The organism is Stenotrophomonas sp. YJH_SMC_33 (genome assembly GCF_059372295.1).
In genome coordinates this window covers 19,837-43,161 of sequence record NZ_JCAFVJ010000017.1, presented here as the reverse complement: position 1 = coordinate 43,161, position 23,325 = coordinate 19,837, and the positions used below count along the sequence as shown (strand labels likewise).

17 protein-coding genes are annotated in these 23,325 nt (G+C 66.6%); 15 read left to right on the top strand and 2 right to left on the bottom strand.

Features of this window, described 5'->3' with window-relative positions; translation table 11 throughout:
* Positions 1-6 precede the first annotated feature (6 nt).
* The 3 genes from AC5P9W_RS18605 (at position 7) to AC5P9W_RS18595 (ending at position 5,594) form a co-directional block, all read left to right on the top strand.
* Entirely contained in the window at positions 7-714 is a 708-nt protein-coding gene (locus AC5P9W_RS18605; RefSeq protein WP_111098864.1) for a pilus assembly protein, read from the top strand.
* Positions 715-782: 68 nt separating this feature from the next.
* Positions 783-4,781 (top strand): ESPR-type extended signal peptide-containing protein, encoded by a 3,999-nt coding sequence (locus AC5P9W_RS18600; RefSeq protein ID WP_111103982.1) that lies wholly within the window; start codon positions 783-785, stop codon positions 4,779-4,781.
* A gap of 69 nt (positions 4,782-4,850) precedes the next feature.
* The gene (locus tag AC5P9W_RS18595) at positions 4,851-5,594 is read left to right on the top strand and encodes a hypothetical protein (protein WP_021203701.1); all 744 of its coding nucleotides are present in this window, start codon (positions 4,851-4,853) and stop codon (positions 5,592-5,594) included.
* A 387-nt stretch (positions 5,595-5,981) separates the two neighbouring features.
* On the opposite strand, the gene AC5P9W_RS18590 is transcribed toward AC5P9W_RS18595, so the two are convergent.
* Positions 5,982-6,626 (bottom strand): hypothetical protein, encoded by a 645-nt coding sequence (locus tag AC5P9W_RS18590; RefSeq protein WP_021203700.1) that lies wholly within the window; start codon positions 6,624-6,626, stop codon positions 5,982-5,984.
* A 271-nt stretch (positions 6,627-6,897) separates the two neighbouring features.
* Positions 6,898-9,321 carry a penicillin-binding protein 1A gene (locus AC5P9W_RS18585; protein ID WP_021203699.1) on the bottom strand — a complete coding sequence of 808 codons (2,424 nt, stop codon included), beginning with the start codon at positions 9,319-9,321 and terminating at the stop codon, positions 6,898-6,900.
* Positions 9,322-9,540: 219 nt separating this feature from the next.
* On the opposite strand from AC5P9W_RS18585, the gene AC5P9W_RS18580 reads away from it, so the two are divergent.
* The 12 genes from AC5P9W_RS18580 (at position 9,541) to AC5P9W_RS18525 (ending at position 23,225) form a co-directional block, all read left to right on the top strand.
* Entirely contained in the window at positions 9,541-10,599 is a 1,059-nt protein-coding gene (locus AC5P9W_RS18580; protein ID WP_021203698.1) for a pilus assembly protein PilM, read from the top strand.
* On the top strand, positions 10,599-11,489 hold the full coding sequence (locus tag AC5P9W_RS18575) for a PilN domain-containing protein (protein WP_021203697.1): 891 nt from the start codon (positions 10,599-10,601) through the stop codon (positions 11,487-11,489). The genes AC5P9W_RS18580 and AC5P9W_RS18575 overlap by 1 nt, the downstream gene beginning before the upstream one ends.
* A complete protein-coding gene (locus AC5P9W_RS18570) occupies positions 11,486-12,163 on the top strand; it encodes a type IV pilus inner membrane component PilO (protein WP_021203696.1) in 678 nt (225 codons plus the stop codon). The genes AC5P9W_RS18575 and AC5P9W_RS18570 overlap by 4 nt, the downstream gene beginning before the upstream one ends.
* On the top strand, positions 12,163-12,696 hold the full coding sequence (locus tag AC5P9W_RS18565; RefSeq protein ID WP_019659994.1) for a pilus assembly protein PilP: 534 nt from the start codon (positions 12,163-12,165) through the stop codon (positions 12,694-12,696). The genes AC5P9W_RS18570 and AC5P9W_RS18565 overlap by 1 nt, the downstream gene beginning before the upstream one ends.
* A gap of 21 nt (positions 12,697-12,717) precedes the next feature.
* The gene (locus tag AC5P9W_RS18560) at positions 12,718-14,688 is read left to right on the top strand and encodes a type IV pilus secretin PilQ (protein ID WP_134735199.1); all 1,971 of its coding nucleotides are present in this window, start codon (positions 12,718-12,720) and stop codon (positions 14,686-14,688) included.
* 202 nt (positions 14,689-14,890) lie between these two features.
* Positions 14,891-15,916, top strand: a complete 1,026-nt coding sequence (locus AC5P9W_RS18555; protein WP_021203694.1) for an AAA family ATPase — start codon at positions 14,891-14,893, stop codon at positions 15,914-15,916.
* An 8-nt stretch (positions 15,917-15,924) separates the two neighbouring features.
* A complete protein-coding gene (locus AC5P9W_RS18550; RefSeq protein WP_021203693.1) occupies positions 15,925-16,854 on the top strand; it encodes a DUF58 domain-containing protein in 930 nt (309 codons plus the stop codon).
* Positions 16,851-17,300 carry a DUF4381 family protein gene (locus AC5P9W_RS18545; protein WP_019659998.1) on the top strand — a complete coding sequence of 150 codons (450 nt, stop codon included), beginning with the start codon at positions 16,851-16,853 and terminating at the stop codon, positions 17,298-17,300. The genes AC5P9W_RS18550 and AC5P9W_RS18545 overlap by 4 nt, the downstream gene beginning before the upstream one ends.
* Positions 17,297-18,301: a vWA domain-containing protein gene (locus AC5P9W_RS18540; RefSeq protein WP_021203692.1), complete on the top strand. Its 1,005-nt coding sequence runs from the start codon at positions 17,297-17,299 to the stop codon at positions 18,299-18,301. The genes AC5P9W_RS18545 and AC5P9W_RS18540 overlap by 4 nt, the downstream gene beginning before the upstream one ends.
* On the top strand, positions 18,298-20,136 hold the full coding sequence (locus AC5P9W_RS18535; RefSeq protein ID WP_180833030.1) for a vWA domain-containing protein: 1,839 nt from the start codon (positions 18,298-18,300) through the stop codon (positions 20,134-20,136). Before AC5P9W_RS18540 ends, AC5P9W_RS18535 begins: the two co-directional genes overlap by 4 nt.
* Positions 20,133-21,848 carry a BatD family protein gene (locus AC5P9W_RS18530; RefSeq protein WP_021203690.1) on the top strand — a complete coding sequence of 572 codons (1,716 nt, stop codon included), beginning with the start codon at positions 20,133-20,135 and terminating at the stop codon, positions 21,846-21,848. The genes AC5P9W_RS18535 and AC5P9W_RS18530 overlap by 4 nt, the downstream gene beginning before the upstream one ends.
* 57 nt (positions 21,849-21,905) lie before the next feature.
* Complete coding sequence (locus AC5P9W_RS18525; RefSeq protein WP_021203689.1) at positions 21,906-23,225, top strand: dicarboxylate/amino acid:cation symporter; 1,320 nt, start codon at positions 21,906-21,908, stop codon at positions 23,223-23,225.
* The last annotated feature ends 100 nt before the right edge of the window (positions 23,226-23,325 follow it).

Here is a 23,325-nt window from a genome sequence, read left to right as displayed (position 1 = left end):
CCTGCCATGAAGAAGCTGCTGTTCTGCCTGCTGCCGGTGAGCGCCCTGCTTGCCGTGCCGGCACACGCCAACCTTTCCATTCACCCGATGCGCGCAGCGGTGGATGCCAAGCGCGGCACCCATATCCGCGTGTACTCGCAGTCGACCATTCCGCAGTACGTGCAGACCCGCCTGCGGCGCATCGTCAATCCTGCCACGCCTGCCGAAGAAGAACAGGAGATGGAAGCCTCGGATGCGGCGATTGCCATCACCCCCGGCAAGTTCGCACTTTCCGGCGGCGGCAACCGGCTGATCCGGGTGATTCCGCTGCAGCAGGTCCAGAAGGAAACGGCCTACCGCCTCTACTTCGAAGGCGTGCGCGGGCCGGATGACGCTCCCCTCGAAGACGGCGAAGGCGCACAGGCAAACATCGGCGTCAGCCTGGTCTGGGGGGCGCTGGTCAACGTCACCCCCGACGACGGTGTGGTGGACCTACGCCTCCAGGACAACACGCTGCACAACACCGGCACGCTGCGCGTGGGAATCATCGGTGCCGAGGAGTGCACGGCCGCGGGCACCTGCACGCCACACCCCGTGTCGCACAGCCTCTATCCCGATGCCGCACTGACGCTGCCGTTCCAGCTTCAGCCGGGCAACTCGCTGCAACTGCGTTACCGGCTCACCCGCGATGGCTATCGCGAACACGTGCGGACGATCGAACCGACGGCGACCTGAGCCCGCACTTTGCCCGCCCCGTGCCCGGAACGGGGCCTCACTTTCCTTGTCCTGTTAAGGAGAAACACATGAATCGAATCTATCGTCGTATCTGGAATCACGCCAAAGGCTGCTGGGAGGTTGCCAGTGAATTTGCGATGAGGCGTGGAAAGGCCTCGCACTCAGGCATTATCGCGGAATCGAGGTGCATCCTTGCCTTACTGGTGCTCGGCTTTGCGTCAAGCAACGCTGGAGCAACGCAGTACTACCTCGGATGCAATGAGCATGAGGGGTGGGCAGCAAAGTGTACCCCGCTGTTTGGCAGCTATGACGAAAAGATGTTCACGGCAGGCGCTGGTGGTGCCGCATACAACGCTCTCGCCTTGGGAGCAGGCTCACGGGTGTATGGAGACAACTCCTTCGCGTTTGGCCACGGAACCCGGATTGAAAAGCAGAACAGCGCTGCGTTTGGCTTCAAGGCGCGGACCAGTGGCGTCGATAGTGTTGCCTTTGGGTACAACGCCAGTGCCAATGGCGGCCACGCCCTGGCAATGGGTGCGAACGCATACACCGGAGCACTTGGGGCTACGGCCGTGGGCAACGATGCTGCGGCCACCCGGCAGAACGCGGTGGCCGTTGGCAGCGGCTCCAGCGCGGAGAAGGAGAACGCAGTGGCGCTGGGTGCCAACGCGTGGTCCAACGGTGTGGATGGAGTGGCGCTTGGAAGCAGGGCACAGGTTGAGACCGGTGCAGGCACGGGTGGTGTCGCCATCGGTGGCGGTGCCCGTGCGGGAAGCCTGGGCTACACCGGTGCCATCGCCATCGGCGGCGATACGCGCGCGTACATCGACGGCGTTGCGCTGGGCTATGCGGCGTCTGCGTCCGCACAGGGCGCCGTAGCCCTGGGTGTCCGCTCGGTGGCCACGGAAGCCAATACGGTGTCGGTAGGCAGCGCCTCGGTGCGCCGTCGCATCGTGAACGTGGCCGATGGTCGTGTCACCGCCTCCAGCACCGATGCGGTCACCGGTAAGCAGCTGCATGCCATGAACGAGCGGGTTGACGGCATGATCAAGCAGGATTCCGCAGGCGGCATCGTACGCATCGCCAACAGCAACACCGGCTCGGAAGTCAGCATGCGCAACGCGGTGCTGGCCACGCGCAAGGTGAGCGGCGTGTCCGATGGCGCGCTGACGACGACCAGCACCGACGCTGTGAACGGACGCCAGCTCAACACGACCAATGGTAATGTCACCAAGGCGCAGACCGCTGCGGATGCGGCCAAGGCTGATGCCAGCAAGGCGCTGGCCCAGGTCACCACGGTGACCGGCCTGATCGGCCAGACTTCGTCCACCAGCAGTGTCCGCTTGGGCGAGAAGAACAGCGGTACCTCGCTGGATGTCCGCAACAGTGCCAATGCCAACCGCAAGGTGACCGGTGTGGCCGATGCCACGCTGAGCACCTCCAGCACGGAAGCGGTGACCGGCAGGCAGTTGAACACGACCAATGAGAATGTTGCCAAGGCACAGACCGCTGCGGGAGAGGCCAAAGCTGATGCGAGCAAGGCGCTGACTCAGGTGGTGACGCTGGGCGGCCTTGTCGGGCAGGTGTCTGCAACCGGCAATGTCCGTCTGGGTGAGAAGAACAGCGGTACAACGTTGGACGTCCGCAACAGCGCCAATGCCAACCGGAAGATCAGTGGTGTGGCGGATGGCTTGCTGAGTGCCGGCAGTACTGAGGCTGTATCTGGGAAGCAACTGTATTCAAGTAACTCACGGATCTCAGCTTTAGAAGGCGTGAGTCAATATCTGAGTATCGGCGTGGCCCCCATTAGTGAACCTGCTGAAGCTGGAGCGGGAGGGGTCGCTATCGGCAACTCGGCCAAAACCGGTGCTGAAAGTGGCACAGCTGTTGGGACGCGAGCCAGAGCAATGGGTAGGAATTCAACTGCGATTGGACGAGGAGCTACCGTTTTCGAGGACTCCGAGAATGGCTTTGCAATGGGGGCTGGTGCGGAGGTGGGGGCTGCAGGTGGCGGAGCAAATGACGGTGTCGCTATTGGTGCGGGTGCAAAGATCGGAAGCGGAGCCCATGGTTCGCTGGCACTTGGAAGAGACGCACAGGCAAATGAAGCTGGAGTTGTATCCTTCGGCAACAGCGGTATGCAGCGTCGCCTCGTGAACATTGCTCGAGGTACTGTCGATCACAATGCCACTACCGTCTCCCAGCTCAAAGACTCCCTCGCTACCCTTGGCGGCGGAGCAGGGGTGGACGCCAGCGGAAATATCATCGCCCCAACCTACTCGGTGCAGGCCGGAACGCAGAACTCGGTCGAAGACGCATTGATGGCGCTTGATGGCGCCGTCATCTCTGCAGGTCGTCGAGCGGGCAAGGTGGAAGATCAGCTCAGCTCCATCTTCCAGGACTCGCCGTCGGCCCGTGCCGATGGCATGAACCAGATCGCGCTCAGTGGCGTGAACGGCATGGTGCTGACCAACTTGGCTGACGGACGAGTGGCGCCAGGAAGCCGTGATGCTGTGACCGGTAGCCAGTTGTACGCCGCAGAGCAGAAGATCTCGCAGAATCGGAATGATCTGGAGGCGATGCGCAAGGAGAGGGAGATGGGGCAGCAGACGATGCGTGGATTGGATGCGAGCGGTCCGATTGATTTCGGTGGTGCGCGTTTGACTGGCGTGGCCGAGGCGAAGTTGTCGGCTGACAGCTCGGATGTTGTACGGGGTAGCCAGCTCTATGAGACCAATAGCCGTGTGTTGGCCATGGAAGGCATCAGCCAGTATGTCAGCGTGGGCACAGCGCCTGGATATGGCCCTGCTCAGGCTGGTCCGGTTGGTCTCGCAGTTGGGAACTTCGCCAAGGCCGGCAACGAGGGAGGAACTGCAGTGGGGACCCATGCGAAGGCACTAGGCAGAAATTCCATAGCGCTTGGTCGCGCTTCGGTCGTGCACGAGGATTCGGATGGTGGATTTGCACTAGGTACTGGAGCAGAGGTGGGCATTGCCGGAGGCGGTGCGCGAGGAGGCATTGCTATCGGCGCTGGAGCAAAAGTGGATAAAGGAGCGGATAGTTCGTTGGCGATAGGCGAAGGCTCTCAGGCGAATGAGGCCGGAGTAGCTTCATTTGGAAGTGCAACTGCTTATCGCCGCCTCGTAAACATCGCCAACGGCACCGCCAACCACAACGCCGCCACCGTCGGCCAGTTGCGCGGTGCGCTGTCCGCGCTCGGCGGTGAAGTCGATGCCAACGGCAACATCGTCGGCCCCAGCTTCACCGTGCAGGGCCAGTCCCAGTCCACGCTCAATGGTGCATTGGAAGCACTCGACGGCGCAGTGGTCAGCAACCGCTCGCGCGTGAACCAGGTCGAGTCGCAGCTGCGCAGCGTGTTCCAGGACACGCCCTCCGTCCGCGCCGACGGTCTCAACCAGCTCACCCTGGCCGGAACCCACGGCATGGTCATTTCCAACGTGGCCAACGGCCTGATCGCGGCCGGCAGTCGTGATGCCGTCAATGGCGGCCAGCTGCACTCGATGCAACAGCAGCTCAACGGCCGCATGGACGGGCTGGAGCAGCGCATCGATGCGCCGCAGCCGCAGGCAATGGCGGTTGCTTCGGTGCCGGAGCCGGAAGCGCCGGTGCCGCAGGCCGAAGGCGGCCAGCAGGTGGCGTCGGCAGGCGAGGGTGAGAAACCTGCACCGCAGCCGAAGACGAAGAAGGAGGACTCCCCGAAGCCCCAGGTCGATACCGCTGAACTGGAGAAGATGCTGGCCCGCGCCAACGAGTATACCGATGGCGCGATCAGCAACTTCGAGCGTCGCCTGGACAAGATGGACAAGCGTTTCAACCGCATGGCGGCAATGAGCAGCGCACAGACCGCGATGGCGATGAACACCGCCGGCCTGGCCACCTACAACCGCCTCGGTGCGGGCGTGGGCTACGCCGAGGGTGAGTCGGCGATGGCAGTGGGCTACCAGCGTGTGCTCAACGAGAAGGGCTCGGCCACCTTCAGCCTCAATGGCGCGTTCACCAACAGCGGCGAACGCAGCATGGGTGTCGGCGTGGGCATCGGCTGGTAAGCCATGCGGCCCCGGCGTGGTGCGCGTAATGAACCCCGTCGCGCCGGGGTCCTTGCCGAGGAGAAGGCAATGTACAGATGGGTAAGTGGAATCGTCAGCTATCGCACGTTCTATATCTGGCGGGCGCGCTTTCGCTACTACACCCGGAACCTGGACCTGTGGACGCTGATGAGCGGGCTATGCATCGCCGGTCTGCTGCTGGTGCTGTGGTATCTGTGGCAGATGCTGGGCGTGCCGCCGCCGCGCGTGCGTCCTCAGGCAGCGGCGCTGCGGATCGAGGGCGTCACCAGCGAGGCGATCCATCGCATCGTGCTGGTGCGCCACGCGGGCCGCACGCCGGGTGCACCGTTCACCACGCCGGAGGAGATAAGGGCGAGCACGTTGCGCACGATGCGGGTGCGGCAGGTGATGGACAGCGAAGTGGTGTGGCGGCTGAAAGCCGACATGCTGGCGGACATCGCCGACTACATCACCGCCACGGGTGGGTGCGTCCCGTACGACTGCCGACGGATTCGCGCTCGATTGGAGGATGTGCGCAGGGCGGGTGTTGAGAATGCGCAGATCAACACAGCACTGTTGACGATCCTGGAGGTGTCGCTGGACCAGATGCCGTCGTTGGAGGCGGTCGAGCATGAGCGGGTGAAGAGTGGGTGGTCGGATGGGTTCAACGACATCTATGATCAGATCTGGTTGCTGCGGGGCCTGCAGGTCATGCATGCACAGATGATGCGGGAGTATCCGCAGCGAGCCGCCGCGCCGTGGTTGCCGCGGTTGCTCAGCGACCCGCTGCGCGATACCCGTTTCGTCTGGTAGCGGGAGCATGATGGGCATCATCTGCCAGCGCAGGTAGCGCAGCTTTTGTAGAGTCGAGCCGTGCTCGACTGCTCTCCGGCCAGCAATCGAAATGCCTGAAGCACAGTGCGGACCAACGGTCCGCACCTACCGAACACGGGTGCAGCGCTTCTGTAGAGTCGAGCCGTGCTCGACTGCTCTCCGGCCAGCAATCGAAATGCCTGAAGCACAGTGCGGGCCAACGGTCCGCACCTACCGAACACGGGTGCAGAGCTTCTGTAGAGTCGAGCCGTGCTCGACTGCTCTCCGGCCAGCAATCGAAATGCCTGAAGCACGGTGCGGACCAACGGTCCGCACCCATCACTGGCAGGTACCGCTGCGCTCGCCGGCCATGGGCCGGCGCTACCGTCATCCGCCGATGTACGCGCTGATCTCCGCTTCGGCCAGCACCTGCCGCAACTGCGCCACGGACGCACGTCGCATCGGCTTCTCATCCACCGGTGACAGTGGGGCCTGGCGCAGGGCGTCGTACGGCAGCACGGCCAGGTCGAAGGTCAGCTCCTCGGCACTGAACACCCACACCGGCACGTCCAGGCAGCGTTCGCGGTCCATGCGCAGGCGGCGCGTCCGCGATTCGGCGGGAATGCCGTGCTCCTCCAGGAAGCGGTGCACGGCTTCCGGGTCGTCGCTGTGCAGGTGCAGCTGCACGGGACTGTTGGCGTCGGCGGTGCCCTCCAACACTGGGCCAGCCAGGCGCGGGGAGAAGCCGTGCAGGAACTCCAGCGCACGCATGGCAGCCTCGCGGCGGCGCTGAAGCTCGCTGCCGTGCTGGGGGCCAGCGAACAGCCGCTGGTATTCGCGCAGGGCGTCTTCGATCTCGGTGTTGCGGGGCAGGGAGGCATCGTCGTGGATGCCGAGCCGGCTGGCGGCCTTCAACTTGGCCTGGTGATAGTCGCGGATGCCGCCTTCGGCCATCAGGCGGGCGGCTTCGTGGGCGAGGCGGTGACGCCGCTCGCGGGTCTGGCTGGCAGCATGCTGACGGGCGCGATGCATGCGATGACTCCCTGTTGCGACCTGGCTACAGAGTAGCGCAGGGATGTGACATCTGCGTGGGTATGGCGGATGTTGCTGCTCTGGTAGGTGCCGACCTTGGTCGGCACGAAGCGCCAACCAAGGTTGGCATCTACCACGGCAAAAGGGTGCTGTTGATCCTGTAGAGCCGAGCCCATGCTCGGCTGCTCTACCGCGGGCCCCCGAAGCCGAGCATGGGCTCGGCTCTACAGAGGCGGCGCCAACCAACGGTTGGCACCCACCGAATGCTTCCTCAGAAGATATCGAACGCGGCGGCGTCGGCCTGCGGCGTATTGAGGTTCAGGTCGTAGTCGGTCAGGCGGTCCATGTCTTCCACCTTCACCCACTCGGTCGCGCCGTTGAGGGTGGCCTGGACCATGCCGCTGGGCGGCTCGTTCTGCGCAATCGGGGTGTCCTTCAGCGCGGTGCGCATGTAGTCGATCCAGATCGGCAGCGCGGCCTTGCCACCGTATTCGCGGTAGCCCAGCGAGCGGAAGTCGTCGCGGCCCACCCACACGGTAGTCACGTACGGGCCACCGAAGCCGGAGAACCAGGCGTCGCGGTGGTCGTTGGTGGAGCCGGTCTTGCCGCCCACGTCCTCGCGGCCGAGCACCTTGGCCTGCACGCCGGTACCGCGCTGGACCACGTCGCGCATCATCGACACCAGCTGGTAGGCGGTGCGGGCGTCGATCGCGCGCGGGGCGGTGCGGGCATCGGGGTTGACCGGCGCGGCCGGGGTCTCGGCCTTGGCTTCGGCCTTGGCCGCAGCAGCCGGGTCCACCTTCGGGGCCGGGGCGCCGAAGTTGAAGCCGTCCACCACCTGGTTGACCGGCTGGTCGCTGCTGCCGGCGCAGTCGCGGCAGGCCATCGCCGGGTTTTCCTTGAACACCAGGTTGCCGTCGCGGTCGTTCACCTGGTCGATCAGCCAGGTATCCACGCGCGAGCCGCCGTTGGCGAACACCGCGTAGCCACGCGCCACCGACAGCGGGGTGAGCGAGGCAGTACCCAGCGACATCGACAGGTTCGGCGGAAGCTCCGATTCGGCGAAGCCAAATTCGCTGATGTACTTGCGCGCATAGTCCACGCCCATGCCATCGAGCAGGCGCACCGAGACCAGGTTGCGCGACTGCACCAGCGCTTCGCGCAGGCGCATCGGGCCGCGGAAACCGCCGCCGTCGTTCTGCGGGGCCCAGGTCTTGCCGCGGCGGTCGCGGAACACGACCGGGGCGTCGAGCACGATCGAGGCCGGGTTGTAGCCCTTGTCGAAGGCCGCGGCGTAGATGAAGGGCTTGAAGCTCGAACCCGGCTGGCGGCGGGCCTGGGTGGCACGGTTGAACTTGTTGCCGGAGAAGCTGAAACCGCCAACCAGCGCCTTCAGTGCACCGCTGTGGGCATCCAGCGAGACCAGCGCGGACTGGCCGCGCGGGAGCTGATCCAGCAGCCACTCCCCTTCCTTGGCACCGGCACGCACGCGCACGATGTCACCGCGCTGCACCAGCTTGCCCGGGGTCTTGTTGGTCCACTTGGCGGCACCGGCCGGCAGCACGATCTCGGTCCGGTTGGCCAGCACCACCGTGGCGCTGCCATCGGCACCGGTGCTGGCAACGATGGCCGGCAGCAGGCCGGCCTGGCCGTACAGGCCACGCAGGTGTTCGGCCAGGGCGGCGGCGTCTTCACCGGCACCCACCTGCACCTGCTTCTCCACGCCGTGCCAGCCGTGGCGGTGGTCGTAGAGCAGCAGGCCATCACGGACGGCCAGGTTGGCGGCGGTCTGCAGGGTGGAGTCGATGGTGGTGGTGACGTGGTAACCCTTGTTGACCACATCGCCGCCGAAGCGGGCGATCATCTCCTGGCGCACCAGCTCGGCCACGTAGGGCGCGTCGACCTGCACCGGCGGCTCATGCGCGGTGGCGTGCATCGGCACGGCCTTGGCCGCGTCGGCTTCGGCCTGGCTGACGAACTTCAGGTCGGCCATGCGCTGCAGCACATAGTTGTCACGACGCTGGCGGGCGCGCTCCGGGTTGGAGATCGGGTTGCCCGAGGACGGGAACTTGGGGATGCCGGCCAGCGAGGCCATCTCGTCCAGGTCCAGCTCGTTGAGCTTCTTGCCGTAGTAGAACTCGGCGGCGGCGGCCACGCCGTAGGCGCGGTTGCCGAAGAAACTCTTGTTCAGGTACAGCTCGAAGATCTCGTCCTTGCTCAGTTCGGACTCGATCTTCCGCGCCAGCAGGATCTCGGCCAGCTTGCGGGTATAGCTGTACTCGGAGCTGAGGAAGAACTGGCGGGCCACCTGCTGGGTGATGGTGGAACCACCGGGCACGCGCTTGTCGTTGGTGGTGGCCAGCAGCCAGACCGCGCGGCCGATGCCCTTGTAGTCCACACCGCCATGCTCGTAGAAGCGGGCGTCCTCGGTTGCCAGGAAGGCCTGCTTCAGCTTCTCCGGCACGTCCTTCATGGTGATCGGGGTACGCCGGGTCTCGCCGAACACCGCCATCAGCTTGCCGTCGGCGGCATAGACGTACATCGGCTCCTGCATTTCCACGTCGCGCAGGGTCTGCACGTCGGGAAGCTTGGAGGACACGGCGTAGTACAGACCGCCCACGGCGGCCGCGCCGATCAGCGCCAGGACCAGGACAATCAGGAAGATCCAGCGCAGCCAGCGGCGGAGTCGAGTCATCGGGTTCAGATTCCGATTGCGAATTTCGTGGTCGCAGAGTATAGATTACGCAAGGTGGCGGCTGGGGTCGGCACCGGGGAGCGCAAGGGGAACAGTCAGGGGCTGCATCGTGAATCCGTGAGGAACTTCACAGCAGGGCCGTTGCCATTTGCTAAGAATACGTTATTAATGCTCGGGCGCAGGTCTTGCGTCCAAGTGCCCGTCGGCAGGGGAGAAACCGTGGGGCTCATCCCAAAAAGTCAGTCGCCGCTTGTAGGCGTCGACATCAGTTCGACTGCGGTAAAGCTTTTGCAGCTGTCCCGCAGTGGCAACCGTTTTCGCGTGGAACATTACGCTGTGGAACCTCTTCCGCCGAATGCGGTGGTGGAAAAGAACATCGTCGAAGTGGAGGCCGTAGGTGAGGCCATCCGCCGCGCGATGAACCGCTCGGGGAGCAAGGCCAAGCTGGCCGCTGCCGCCGTTGCCGGTTCGGCGGTGATCACCAAGGTGATCCCGATGCCGGCCGAGCTCGACGAGAACGACATGGAAGCCCAGATCGAGCTGGAAGCGGTCAACTACATTCCGTACCCGATCGAGGAAGTGAACCTGGACTTCGAGGTGATCGGGGCGATCCCGAACAACCCGGAGATGGTCCAGGTGCTGCTGGCCGCGTCGCGTTCGGAGAACGTGGAACTGCGCCAGTCGGCCCTGGAACTGGGGGGGCTGCAGGCCAAGGTGATGGACGTGGAGGCCTTCGCGGTCGAGAACGCCTACGCCCTGGTCGCCAGCGAGCTGCCGGTGTCCATCGACGGCGTGGTCGCGCTGGTGGACATCGGCGCCACCATGACCACCCTCAACGTTCTGCGCGGCGGCCGCAGCCTGTACAGCCGCGAACAGGTGTTCGGTGGCAAGCAGCTGACCGACGAGATCATGCGCCGTTACGGCCTGAGCTACGAGGAGGCCGGCCTGGCCAAGCGCCAGGGTGGGCTGCCGGAAAGCTACGAGATGGAAGTGCTGGAGCCGTTCAAGGAAGCCACGGTCCAGCAGATCAGCCGCCTGCTGCAGTTCTTCTACGCAGGCAGCGAGTTCAACCGCGTCGATCACATCGTGCTGGCCGGCGGCTGCGCCGTGCTCGGTGGCCTGCCGGAAATGGTCGAGGAACAGCTGGGCGTGCCGACCGTGGTCGCCAACCCGCTGGCGCAGATGACCCTGGGGCCGAAGGTGAACGCACATGTGCTGGCCCAGGATGCCCCCGCGCTGATGATCGCCACCGGTCTGGCGCTGAGGAGCTTCGACTGATGGCACGCATCAATCTATTGCCCTGGCGCGCCGAGCGGCGCAAGCAACGCCAGCGCGAGTTCTACGCAATGCTGGGCATGGCCGCGATCGGTGGCCTGCTGCTGTCGCTGGTGATCTGGTTCTATTACGACCGCCAGGTGAGCGGCCAGATGGACCGCAACGCCTATCTGGAAGCCGAGATCGAGAAGGTCAAGGAACAGAACAAGGAGATCGACCGCCTTGACGCGCAGAAGGAACGCCTGCTGGCCCGCAAGAAGGTCATTGAGGAACTGCAGGCCAAGCGCTCGCAGATGGTGCACCTGTTCGATGCGCTGGTGCGCACGATTCCCGATGGCCTGGTGCTGACCGCGCTGAAGCAGGAAGGCGACGTGCTGACCCTGGAAGGGCGCACCCAGTCCAACGCCCGTGTTTCGGCGTACATGCGCAACCTGGAAACGTCCGGCTGGATGACCAACCCGGAACTGTCGATCATCGAAGCGCGTGACCCCGAGAAGGACAAGGACGGCAAGACCGGCCCGGTTGCGGACATCAAGGCGCTGCCCTACGTGTTCGTGGTCAAGGTGAAGCTGCCGGCGCAGAGTGAGGAAGTGGCCGCTACGCCAGGCCTCAACGCCGATGGTTCGGTGGCAACGCCGGCGCCGCCCGCAGTGGCCCCGCTTGCCGCCGGCCCGGATGCAGCGGCGCCCGCCGCGCCGGCCGCAGGCCAGCCCGCTGCTGCTCCGGCTGCACCCGCCCCCGCCGCCGCTCCGGCCAACGCACCTGCTGCCACCCCGGCCGCGCCGAACCCGCCGGCAGCCCCGGCTGCCAAGCCTGCGCCGAAGCCCGAGGGCAGCCGCCTGGCGCAGCCGCCGCAGGCCTTCAACGCCCCGCTGCAGGGGGATCGCGCATGAGCCAGAAAATCGATCTGAAGAACCTGGATTTCAACGACATCGGCAACTGGCCGCAGAAGGCCAAGATCGTCTTCTGCTCGCTGTTGGCGCTGGTGATCATGTTCGTTGCGTGGATGCTGCTGATCAGTGGCAAGCGCGAGGAACTGGCCGGCCTGGAATCGAAGGAAGTCGACCTGCGTGCCGAGTTCACCAAGCAGCAGGAACGCGCGGTGAACCTGGCGCCGCTGAAGCAGCAGCTGGCACAGATGGAACAGGTGCTGCAGCAGATGCTGCGGCAGCTGCCCAGCAAGACCGAAATGCCGGACCTGATCATCGACATTTCGCAGACCGCGTTGTCCAGCGGCCTGACCAACGAGCTGTTCGAGCCGGAGCAGGAGCAGGTCAAGGAGTTCTACGCCGAAAAGCCGATCAAGCTGCGCATGGTGGGCAGTTACCATCAGTTCGGTGCGTTCGTCAGCGGCGTGGCCTCGCTGCCGCGGGTGGTGATCCTGACCATGCACGACATCAACCTCAAGCCCAAGGACAAGGCCAGCGGCAACGCCCGCAGCGGTGCGCTGGAGCTGTCCGGCACGGTCAAGACCTATCGCTATCTGGATGAGACGGAAGTGCAGGCGCAGCAGGCTGTCGCCGATGCCGAAGCGAAAAAGAAGAACGGCAAGGGGGGCAAGAAGTGATGCGCACGTACATCGCACGCAGTGCAGTGGCGTTGGCGGTCCTGTTGCTGGCCGCCTGTGGCCGCGGCGTGACCAGCACGCCGGGTGATGCGCCGAATCTTGAAAAGTGGGTGGAAGGCGAGCGTGCACGACCGGCGCAGCCGCTGGAGCCGCTGCCGGTGATGCAGCAGTTCGAAACCTTCGAATACTCCGCACAGGGCCTGCGCGATCCGTTCACCGATGCCTGGACCAATCCGCAGCAGGGGAATGGCGGATTGCGTCCGGATCCGAACCGGCGCAAGGAGCCGTTGGAAGGCTTCCCGCTGGATGCACTGGACATGGTCGGTACCATCGGCACCGGCGCCGCTACCGTGGCGCTGGTGATGGGGCCGGACAAGGTGACCTACCGGGTACGCCCGGGTGGGTACCTGGGGCAGAGCGACGGGCGGGTCACGGCGGTCTTCGAAGACCACGTGGAGCTGATCGAACTGGTGCCGGATGGCGCGGGCGGCTGGCTGGAACGGCCGGCAACGCTCTCGCTTGAAGATCAATGATCGTTTACTGGGGATAGCACGATGACCTTTCACCAAGCCAAGGGGCTGCGTCCCATCCGGCGCTCTACCTTGAACCGTGTCAGCGCGTTGGGAGTCGCGCTGATGCTGGCCTGCGCTCCGGCGCTGGCCGCCGCACCGGCCGAGAAGCCGGTGGGCGCCACCGTGGCACCGGCGGCAGCGCCGGCGGGCCTGTCGGTGGCCAAGATCGATTTCAAGCGCGGCGATGATGGCGCCGGGCGCCTGATCGTCCAGTTCGACGGCCAGGGCGCGGTCCCGGACCTGCGGACGCAGGGCAACAGCGTGGTGGTCGATGTCGGTAACGCCCGGCTGCCGGCCAACCTGCAGAAGCCGATGAACGTCACCGACTTCGCCACGCCGGTGCAGCGCATCGACGCCAAGCCGTCCGGTGCCGGTACCCAGCTGGTGCTCAGTACCGGTGGCGCGGTGGAGTCGCTGGCCTACCAGAGCGGCAACGAGTACGTGGTGGAGATCAGCCCGCGGCAGGCGCCCGCCGCGGTGGGCGCGGTCACCGCCGGCAGCGTCACCCAGGCCGCCAAGGCGGTGGGGCAGCGTGGCTTCACCGGCAAGCCGGTGACCTTCAACTTCCAGGACGTGCCGGTGCGCACCGTGCTGCAGTTGATCGCCGAGGAATCCAATCTCAACGTGGTGGCCTCCGATTCGGTACAGGGCAATGTGACCTTGCGCCTGGTCAACGTGCCGTGGGACCAGGCGCTGGACATCGTGCTGCGCGCCAAGGGCCTGGACAAGCGTCGCGATGGCAGCGTCATCTGGGTCGCTCCGCAGGCTGAGCTGGCCAAGTTCGAGCAGGAGAAGGAAGACGCGCGCATCGCCATCGAGAATCGCGAAGACCTGGTCACCGATTACGTCCAGATCAACTACCACAGCGCCACGCAGATCTTCAAAGCGCTGACCGAGGCCAAGGGCATCGGTGGAAGTAGCAACAATAGTGGTAATGGAGGCAGTTCATCGCAGGAGGATAGTGGCTTCCTTTCTCCACGTGGCCGTATCGTGGCCGACGAGCGCACCAACACGCTGATGATCAGCGACATCCCGAAGAAGATCGCGCGCATGCGTGAGCTGATCGGTGTGATCGACCGTCCGGTTGACCAGGTGCTGATCGAAAGCCGTATCGTCATCGCTACCGATACCTTCGCCCGCGAGCTGGGTGCGAAGTTCGGCATCAGCGGCAGCCGCGACAACGTGTATTTCAGTGGCAACCTGGAAGCCAATCGCCTGACCCGCGAATCCCAGGTCAAGGCTGCACAGGATAATGCCAAGGCCGAACGTGACTGGATTACTGGCGGCCGCGTCGGTCCGCCGCCCGTGCCGACGGGTTCGGCAATTACCCGTGGCCTGAACTGGAGTGTGCCGGTAGCCGCGGCCAACAACCCCGGCTCGCTGGCGCTGTCGATCCTCAACGCAGGCTACCTGCTGGACGTGGAGCTGTCGGCCATGCAGGAAGAGTCGCGAGGTGAGGTGATCTCCAACCCGCGCGTGGTTACCACCAACCAGCGCGAGGCGATGATCAAGCAAGGCAAGGAGATCGGCTACGTCACCATCAGCGGCACCGGTGCTGCCGGTGGCGCCGGCTCCACCCCGAACGTGCAGTTCAAGGAAGTGGTGCTGGAACTGCGGGTGACCCCGACCATCACCAACGACAACCGCGTGTTCCTCAACATGCAGGTGAAGAAGGATGAGGTCGACCGCCTGATCGAACTGCAGGGCTACGGCACGGTGCCGTCGATCAACCGCCGCGAGGTCAACACCGCGGTACTGGTCGAGGATGGGCAGACCGTGGTCATCGGTGGCGTGTACGAGTTCACCGACCGCAGCAGCATCAGCAAAGTGCCGTTCCTGGGCGACGTGCCGTTCCTGGGCAACCTGTTCAAGAAGCGCGGCCGCAACAAGGACAAGGCCGAGCTGCTGGTGTTCGTCACGCCGAAGGTGCTGCGCGTGGCCAAGCAGAACTGAGCCCGCGCCACCCGCGCAACGCAGAAGGGCCGCCATGCGCGGCCCTTCTGCGTTTCCACCCGTAGATCCACGCCATGCGTGGATAGCCCAGTAGATCCACGCCATGCGTGGATGGGCCGTTCAGCCGTTCTTGATGCCAATCGCAGGGCACCCTGCGATGATGTCGGGAACCCGTGCCGTCCCGCGCCGGTCAAAGGCCCCCATGAACCTGCCACCGCCGATGCCCGAAACCGTCTCGCCGCCGCCCGCGCCGGCCGCCTCCCGCCTGCATGGCGCCTTCACCCAGCTGCGCGATGCCCTGTCGGCCGAGATCGTCGGCCAGGCGGCACTGGTCGAACGCCTGCTGATCGCGCTGCTGGCCGATGGCCACCTGTTGGTGGAAGGCGCTCCGGGCCTGGCCAAGACCACGGCGATCCGTGCGCTGGCCTCGCGCCTGGAGGCGGATTTCGCCCGCGTGCAGTTCACCCCGGACCTGTTGCCGGCCGACCTGACCGGCACCGAGATCTGGCGCCCGCAGGAGGGCCGCTTCGAATTCGTACCCGGCCCGATCTTCCACCCGATCCTGCTGGCCGATGAAATCAACCGCGCGCCGGCCAAGGTGCAGTCGGCGCTGCTGGAAGCGATGGGCGAGCGCCAGGTCACCGTTGGCCGCCACACCTACGCGCTGCCGCCGCTGTTCCTGGTGATGGCCACGCAGAACCCGATCGAGCAGGAAGGCACCTTCCCGCTGCCCGAAGCACAGCTGGACCGGTTCCTGATGCATGTACGCATCGGCTACCCGGACCAGGCCGCCGAATCGGAGATCCTTCGGCTGGCCCGCGACCGCGCCCGTGGCGCGCTGGGCGAAGCCGCACCGGCGGCGGAAAAGCTGCCGATGCAGGATGTGTTCGATGCCCGCCGCGAAGTGCTGGACCTGCACATGGCGCCGGCGCTGGAACGCTACCTGATCGAGCTGGTGCTGGCCTCGCGTGATCCGTCGCGCTATGACGCTGGCCTGGGCCGCCGCATTGCCTGGGGCGCCAGCCCGCGCGGTTCCATCGCACTGGAACGCTGCGCGCGTGCGCGCGCCTGGCTGGCCGGCCGCGATTTCGTCACCCCTGATGATGTGCGTGCGGTCGCTGCTGACGTGTTGCGCCATCGCGTGCTGCCCAGCTACGAAGCTACTGCCGAAGGCTGGGATGGCGAACGCCTGGTGCAGGAGCTGCTGGCCCGGGTGCCGGCACCCTGAGCCTGCGCATGGCCGATCCATCCCTGCACCACGCCTCTTCCGTCAGCGACGGTGACGGGCTGCACCCGCAGCTGGCCGAACTGGTAGCGCTGCGCCGCCTTGCACAGCGACCGCCGCCGCCACGCCGTGGCCGCGCCGGCAACGCGGGGCAGGCGCCGTCGCCGCTGCGTGGGCGTGGCATGGAGTATGCCGAGTCACGCGAGTACGTGGCCGGTGATGATGCGCGCCATATCGACTGGCGGGTGACCGCACGCACCGGTCGTGCCCACACCAAACTGTTCCAGGCCGAACGCGAGCGGGTCAGCCTGATCGTGGCCGATACGTCGCCGGCGCTGTACTTCGGCACCCGCGTGCGCTTCAAATCGGTGCAGGCCGCACGTGCCGGTGCTGTCGCCGCGTGGTCGGCACAGCGTCGTGGTGATCGCATCGGCGCCCTGCGTGGCAGCGACCGTGAACCACCGATCGCACCGGCAGGTGGCCCGCGCGGCGTGCTGCGCGTGCTGGATGCGCTCACCCGGTGGTATGCGCAGCCACCGGCCGATGACCTTGGCCTGGAGCGCGCGCTGGACCATGCCGGTCGCGTCCTGCGCCCGGGTGCACGCGTGCTGGTGCTGGCCGACCCGCAGCAGGCCATCCGTATTCCGCCTGCGCGCTGGAGTGCGCTGGCCCAGCACCATGACCTCAGCCTGGTGCTGCTGGTCGATCCATTGGAACTGCAGCCTCCATCGGCTGCGCTGCAGTTCCAGACCCTGCAGCAGCGCATCGGCCTGGACCTGCGGCGCAGCGAGGTGCAGGCGCATTGGCAGGCCCACTTCGTCGAACCATTGCAGGAACTGCGGCGCCAGCTGGGGGCGCGCCGTGTCGATGTGCAGGTGCTGTCCACCGATGCGCCCAGCGATGCCTGGCTGGCACCATCGCCCACCGAGGTGCCGGCATGAGTGCCAACCTGCCGCTGCGCGACGTCCAAGTGCCACCGCCTCCGTCGTGGTGGCCACCGGCACCGGGCTATCTGATGATCGGCGGTGGGGTGCTGCTGTTGCTGGCGGCGATGGCCTTCGTGTGGTGGCAGCGCCGCCGACGCTGCCAACGCTGGTTGCAGCTGTTCGATCAGGAGCTGGCAACCACCGCCGATGCGGCTGCAGAACTGGCGGCGATTGCAGGACTGCTGCGTCGCGCCGCGCGCCAGGCACAGCCCGGCAGTGAATCCCTGCGCGATGATGCCTGGTGGCAGCGCGTGGATCCGGAAGGCACGCTGCCCGCGGCGCGTCGCAGCCTGCTGGCCGAAGGTGCCTATCGCCCACGCGTGGACGCCAACGATGTGGCGGCGCTGCGCAGCTGGGCGCGCGAGCGCTATCTGGCCATGCTGCTGGAGCGGCGCCGATGAACCTGCTGGCAAGTTACTGGCCATGGCCGGACCTGCAGCTGGCATGGCCGCTGGCCCTGCTGGCGCTGCCGTTGCCGTTGCTGGTGCACTGGTGGAAGCGTCGTGCCGATCCCGGCGCAGCACTGCGTGTGCCCTATGCGGCGACGGAACTGGAAGCGCTGGCCGGTGGCGGCCGCGTTGATGTGTCGTGGCTGCGCACGCTGCTGTTGTGGCTGGGCTGGTGCGCGCTGTGCGTCGCACTGGCACGCCCGCAACAGCTGGGCGAAGCAGTCACCCCGCCGCAGCAGGGCCGGCAGATGATGCTGGCGATGGACGTGTCCGGCAGCATGGGCGAGGGCGACATGGTGCTGGGTGGACAGGCGGTGGATCGCCTGACCGCAGCCAAGGCCGTGTTGGCCGATTTCCTCGATCGTCGTGCCGGCGACCGCATCGGCCTGCTGATCTTCGGCGACCGCGCCTACACGCTTACGCCGCTGACGGCCGATCTGGCCAGCGTGCGCGACCAGCTGCGCGACAGCGTGGTTGGCCTGGCGGGTCGCGAGACGGCCATCGGTGATGCCATCGGCCTGGCGGTGAAGCGCCTGCGCAGCCAACCCGAAGGCCAGCGCGTATTGATCCTGCTGACCGACGGCGTCAGCAACGCCGGCGTGCTGGAACCGCTGCGCGCGGCGGAGGTGGCCCGCGCCGAGGGCGTGCGCATCCACACCGTCGCATTTGGTGGCGATGGCAGCATGCGCCTGTTCGGTATTCCCATCTCCGCCGATCAGGACCCGGTCGACGAGGCCACGTTGAAGAAGATTGCCAGCATGACCGGTGGCCAGTTCTTCCGCGCGCGTGACACCGCGCAGCTGGCCGGGATCTACGCTGAACTGGACCGGCTGGAGCCGATCGCCGCGAAGGGGCCGAGCCTGCGCCCGCGCGAAGAACGTTATGCCTGGCCATTGGGGGTGGCGTTGCTGCTGGGCGTGCTGGCGTGGCTGTGGCCGGAGCGTCGCCGATGATCGCGCTTGCTTCGAATCTTCCCGATTGGAATGCGCTGCACTTCCTGCGCCCGGAATGGCTGTGGGCCTTGCTGGCTTTGCCGGTCATTCTTGCACTGGCGCTGTACCGGCAGCGGCGCAGCGATGTGTGGCGAACAGCGGTGGATGCCCACCTGTTGCCGCATCTGCTGGCCGCGGGCACGCGCCGCCGCGTACGCCTGCCCTGGGCCGTGCTGCTGGGCTGGACGCTGGCCTCGCTGGCCATGGCCGGGCCGAGCTGGCGCCAGCAGGCACAGCCGATGTTCCAGGCCAGCGCACCGCTGCTGGTCGTGCTGGATCTGTCCAGCCGGATCAATGCCACCGACCTGCCGCCGTCGCGCCTGCTGCAGGCCCGGGCGAAAGTGGGTGAGCTGCTGCGTGCCCGCCAGGGCGGACAGGTGGGCCTGGTGGTCTACGCCGAGGATGCCTACACCGTGGCGCCACTGACCGACGACGGCAGCAACGTTGCGCTGTATCTGGACGCGTTGTCGCCGGATGTGATGCCACGCGACGGCCAGCGTGCCGACCGCGGTATCGACTGGGCGACGCGGTTGATGCGCCAGATCGGGGCATTGCGGGGGCAGATCCTGCTGGTCAGCGATCAGGCGGATGATGAAGCGGCACTGGCCGCCGCGCAGGCGCGCAGCCTGGGCCTGCAGGTGTCGGTACTGGGCCTGGGCACCCCCGCCGGGGCGGCGTACCGGGATGGCAGTGGGCAGATCCGCCAGGCTGCGCTGGACGAAGGCAGCCTGCGTGCCGTGGCCACCGCGGGAGGTGGCCGCTATGCCCGCATCGCCGCCGATGCCAGTGATCTGCGCGCACTGGGTGTACTGGATGCACGCGAAGGTACTGCGGCGCAGCGGCCCGGGGAGGGCAAGCAATGGCGTGATGAAGGGTTCTGGCTGCTGCCACCGGTGATGCTGCTGGCGCTGCTGGCCTTCCGCCGCCGCGCGCTGCTGGTGGCAGTGCTGGCGGTGGGTCTGCTGCCATGGATGAGCGACGTGCAGGCGCAGGCGCCTGCCGCGCCCGCCGCACCGCCAGCGCAGGGCACGCTGTGGAAACGCGCCGACCAGGTGCAGCACCAGCGCTTGGCCGAAGGTGCGCAGGCGTACCGCAATGGCGATTTCGCCAGTGCCCGCAAGCAGTTCGAGGGCATCGACAGCGATGCGGGCTGGTACAACCTGGCCAATGCACTGGCCCGCCAAGGCCACTACGACGAAGCCATTGCCGCCTACGACCGCGCGCTGGCACTGCATCCCGGCATGGCCGATGCGGTCGCCAACCGCGCCGTGGTCGATGCCGCGCGCAAGCGCAAGCAGTCCGGTGGCAAAGGCCAGGATCAGCAGAAGCCACCGCAGAACGGGCAGCAGAAGCCACCGCAGAACGGCCAGGGGCAGCAGAATCCGCAGGGCCAGCAGCCGCAGCAGGGCCAGCAGGATCCTGGCCAGGGCCAGCCGCAACCGGGCCAGCAGGGGCAGCCCAAGCCCGGTGACGACAAGAACCCGTCGAGCCCGCAGCCCGGCGAGCGCGGCCGCGATGGACAGCAGGCGCCACCACAGGTGGAGGATGCCAAGGCACAGGCCCGGGCCGATGAGCAGCAGCGCCAGCGCATGCAGCGGGCAATGCAGCAGGCACGTGAGGGCAAGGGCGAGCAGGACGGCAAGCCGGTGCCCGGAAGCGACGGCAGCACTGCGCGCCAGCGCGAGGAGCAACAGGCGGTGGAGGCGTGGATGCGACGCGTGCCGGATGATCCGGGTGCATTGCTGCGGGCCAAGTTCCAGCTGGAAAACGAACGCAGGAAGAGGGAGGGGCGATGACGCGGGCGATCAACATGCACAGGCACTGGCTCCGACAGGTACTGGCGGCGTTGCTGCTGTGGCTGCCGCTGCTGGCCTGGGCGCAGCCGCGCGCGTGGCTGGACCGCGACCGCATCGCGTTGGGTGACACGGTCATGCTCAATGTCGAGAGCGACCAGGGCGCGCCGGACTTCACGTCGTTGCGTACCGACTTCAATCTCAGCGGCCAGACCAGCAGCCGTCAGGTGGAGTGGAGCAATGGCAGCATGCAGCAGCGCACTCTGTATGGCGTGGCACTCACGCCGCGGCGTAGCGGTGCGCTGGTGGTGCCGGGCCTGCAGGTGGGCAGCGTACGTACTGCGCCGTTGACCCTGCAGGTGGATGCCGCTGCCGTGGCCGGCCCCGACAGCAACGCAGTGGCCTTCATCGAAACCGTCGTCGATGACGAGACGCCGTATGTGCAGCAGAGCGTAGGCGTGGTGGTGCGGTTGTATTTCGCTTCGCAGCTGGCCTCCGGCGAACTGGTGCTGGATACCCCGGCCGGTGCGTCGTTGCAGCGGGTGGGCGATGACCGCACCGATGTGCGGCAGGTCAATGGCCGCCGCTACAACGTGGTCGAGCGGCGCTTCCTGCTGATTCCTGAGCGCAGCGGTGCACTTCGGCTGGCCGGTGCGCGTTTCAGTGGGCGCAGTGCCGGTGGCTTCTTCGACGATTTCTTTGGCGGCGGCGACGGGCGGATGAATGCCACCGGCGCCGACCGCACGTTGCAGGTTCAGGCACAGCCGGCACAGGCGCCGCAGCCGTGGCTGCCGCTGCAGGGCCTGCAGCTGCGCTACACCAGTGCACCGACCAGCGCACGTACCGGTGAGGCGGCCAACGTGGTGGTCGAGGCGATTGCCGACGGTGCCACCCGCGCGCAGTTCACCGACCTGCCGGTGCCCGACGTCGGCAGCGCCGCACAGGTGTTCGCCGAACCGGCGCAGTACGAAGAGACCTTCAACGGCAGCACGCCGCGCCTGAAGATCACCCGCCGTTATTCGATCGTGCCGCGCCAGCCGGGTTCGCTGGTGGTGCCGGGGCCGCGCCTGCCGTGGTGGGATGTTCGTGCGGGCAAGCCACAGGAAGCGAAGCTGCCGGACCTGACACTCGCCGTCGCAGCCGGTAATGGCGGTGGCAGTGCTTCACCTGCGCCGCTGCCGCCGATCGACACAGATGCTGCGCTGCCGGGGGGCGATGGCCAGGACAGCCGTATCGCGGCCACCGATCCGCGCGCCAGCGGCCTGGCCGAGCGTCCGTGGCCATGGATGGGCGCCGCTATCGGCCTGGCGCTGCTGTGGCTGCTGACCCTGCTGTGGGGCTGGCAGCGTGGCCGTCGCCCGCGCGTGGCGCCGCCTGAGGCGGGCAGGGGGGCTGTGCCGGCTGTGGCGACTGGACGTGCCGGCCTGGCCGAACTGCGCCGCGCGCTGGATGGCGAAGGCTTCGATCAGGTAGAAGCTCAGCTATGCGCGATGGCCGGCGTTGAACGCATCGAGCAGGTCATCGCCCGGTTGGATGACCCGGCCCAGCGCCAGGTGCTGCAGGACCTGCAACAGGCCCGCTGGGGCGGGCAGGGTGATCTGGCGCCGCTGCGCACGCGCCTGCGCGGGGTCTTCCGTGACGGACCGCACTGGTCGGCGGCGGCGATCACCGCTGACACTGGCCTGGCGCCGCTGTATCCGCCGCGGCGAACCTGAACCGGCGCCGCTTGCGCGCTTTGTTAGAGTGCATTCATTTTTCGAGGAAACCCGCGCATGACAGCAGCTGCTGCCGACAAGAAGAAGTTGCCCCTGCATTGGAAGATGGGCATCGGCTTTGCGATCGGCCTGATCCTGGGATTGATCGTGCACGCCCTGGGCGGCAGCGTCGAAGGTCTGCAGGCCGGTGCCAAGTGGGTAATGGACTACGTCACCACCCCGGCTTCGGGCCTGTTCCTCAACCTGATCTTCATGCTGATCGTGCCGCTGATCTTCTCGGCGCTGATCATGGGCGTGTCGGAGATGGGCGACATCCGCGCCCTTGGCCGCATCGGCTGGAAGACCCTGGCCTATACCGTGCTGTTGTCCGGCATTGCCGTGGGCATCGGCCTGGTGCTGGTCAACCTGCTCAAGCCGGGCGCCGGCGTCGATCCGCAGGTCGCCGCCATGATGCTTTCGGAGAACGCCGAGCGCAGCAAGGAAATCGTTGCCGGCATCCATGGCACGCCGAAGGGCATGGACATGCTGTTGTCGATCGTGCCGAGCAACGTGCTGCAGGCCGCGTCCGACAACGGCGCGATCCTGTCGCTGATGTTCTTCGCGCTGATGTTCGGCATCGGCATGGTGTTGACCGACGACGAGAAGGTCGCCCCGCTGCGCCGCGCCATCGAAGGCGTGTTTGAAATCTCGATGACCCTGATCAACCTGGTCATCCGCCTGGCCCCGTACGCGGTGGCCTGCTTCATGTTCAACCTGGCCGCACTGTTCGGCTTCGAGCTGATCATCCGCCTCGGTGCCTACGTGGGCGTGGTGGTGCTGGCGCTGGGCCTGCACATGATCGTGACCTACGGCACCGCCGTGTGGCTGTCCGGCCGTTCGCCGCTGTCGTTCTTCCGCGATACCCAGGAAGCGACGGTGATGGCGTTCTCCACCGCCTCCAGCAACGCCACCCTGCCGACCGCGCTGCGCGTGGCCGACCAGATGGGCCTGCCGCAGCGCGTGTCGCGCTTCGTGCTGACCGTGGGCGCCACCGCCAACCAGAACGGCACTGCGCTGTTCGAGGGCGTGACGGTGATCTTCCTGGCCCAGTTCTTCGGCGTGGACCTGAGCATCGGCCAGCAGATCATGGTGATGGCGGTCTGCATCCTCGGTGGCATCGGTACCGCTGGCGTGCCATCCGGCTCGCTGCCGGTGGTGGCGATGATCTGCGCCATGGTGGGCGTGAACCCGCTGGGCATCGGCCTGATCCTGGGCGTGAACCACTTCCTGGACATGTGCCGTACCGCACTGAACGTGACCGGCGACCTGGCCCTGACCACCCTGGTGGCCAAGGGCGAAGGCCACGATGGCCCGGCGCTGGGCCCGCAGCAGGACTGAGTCCGGATTCCCGCCCCCGGACTCCGGGGGCGGGTAGTGCCGGCCGCTGGCCGGGTACGCGTCATCGCATGCGCGCTGCCGCTCCCACGTTCCGCGATGC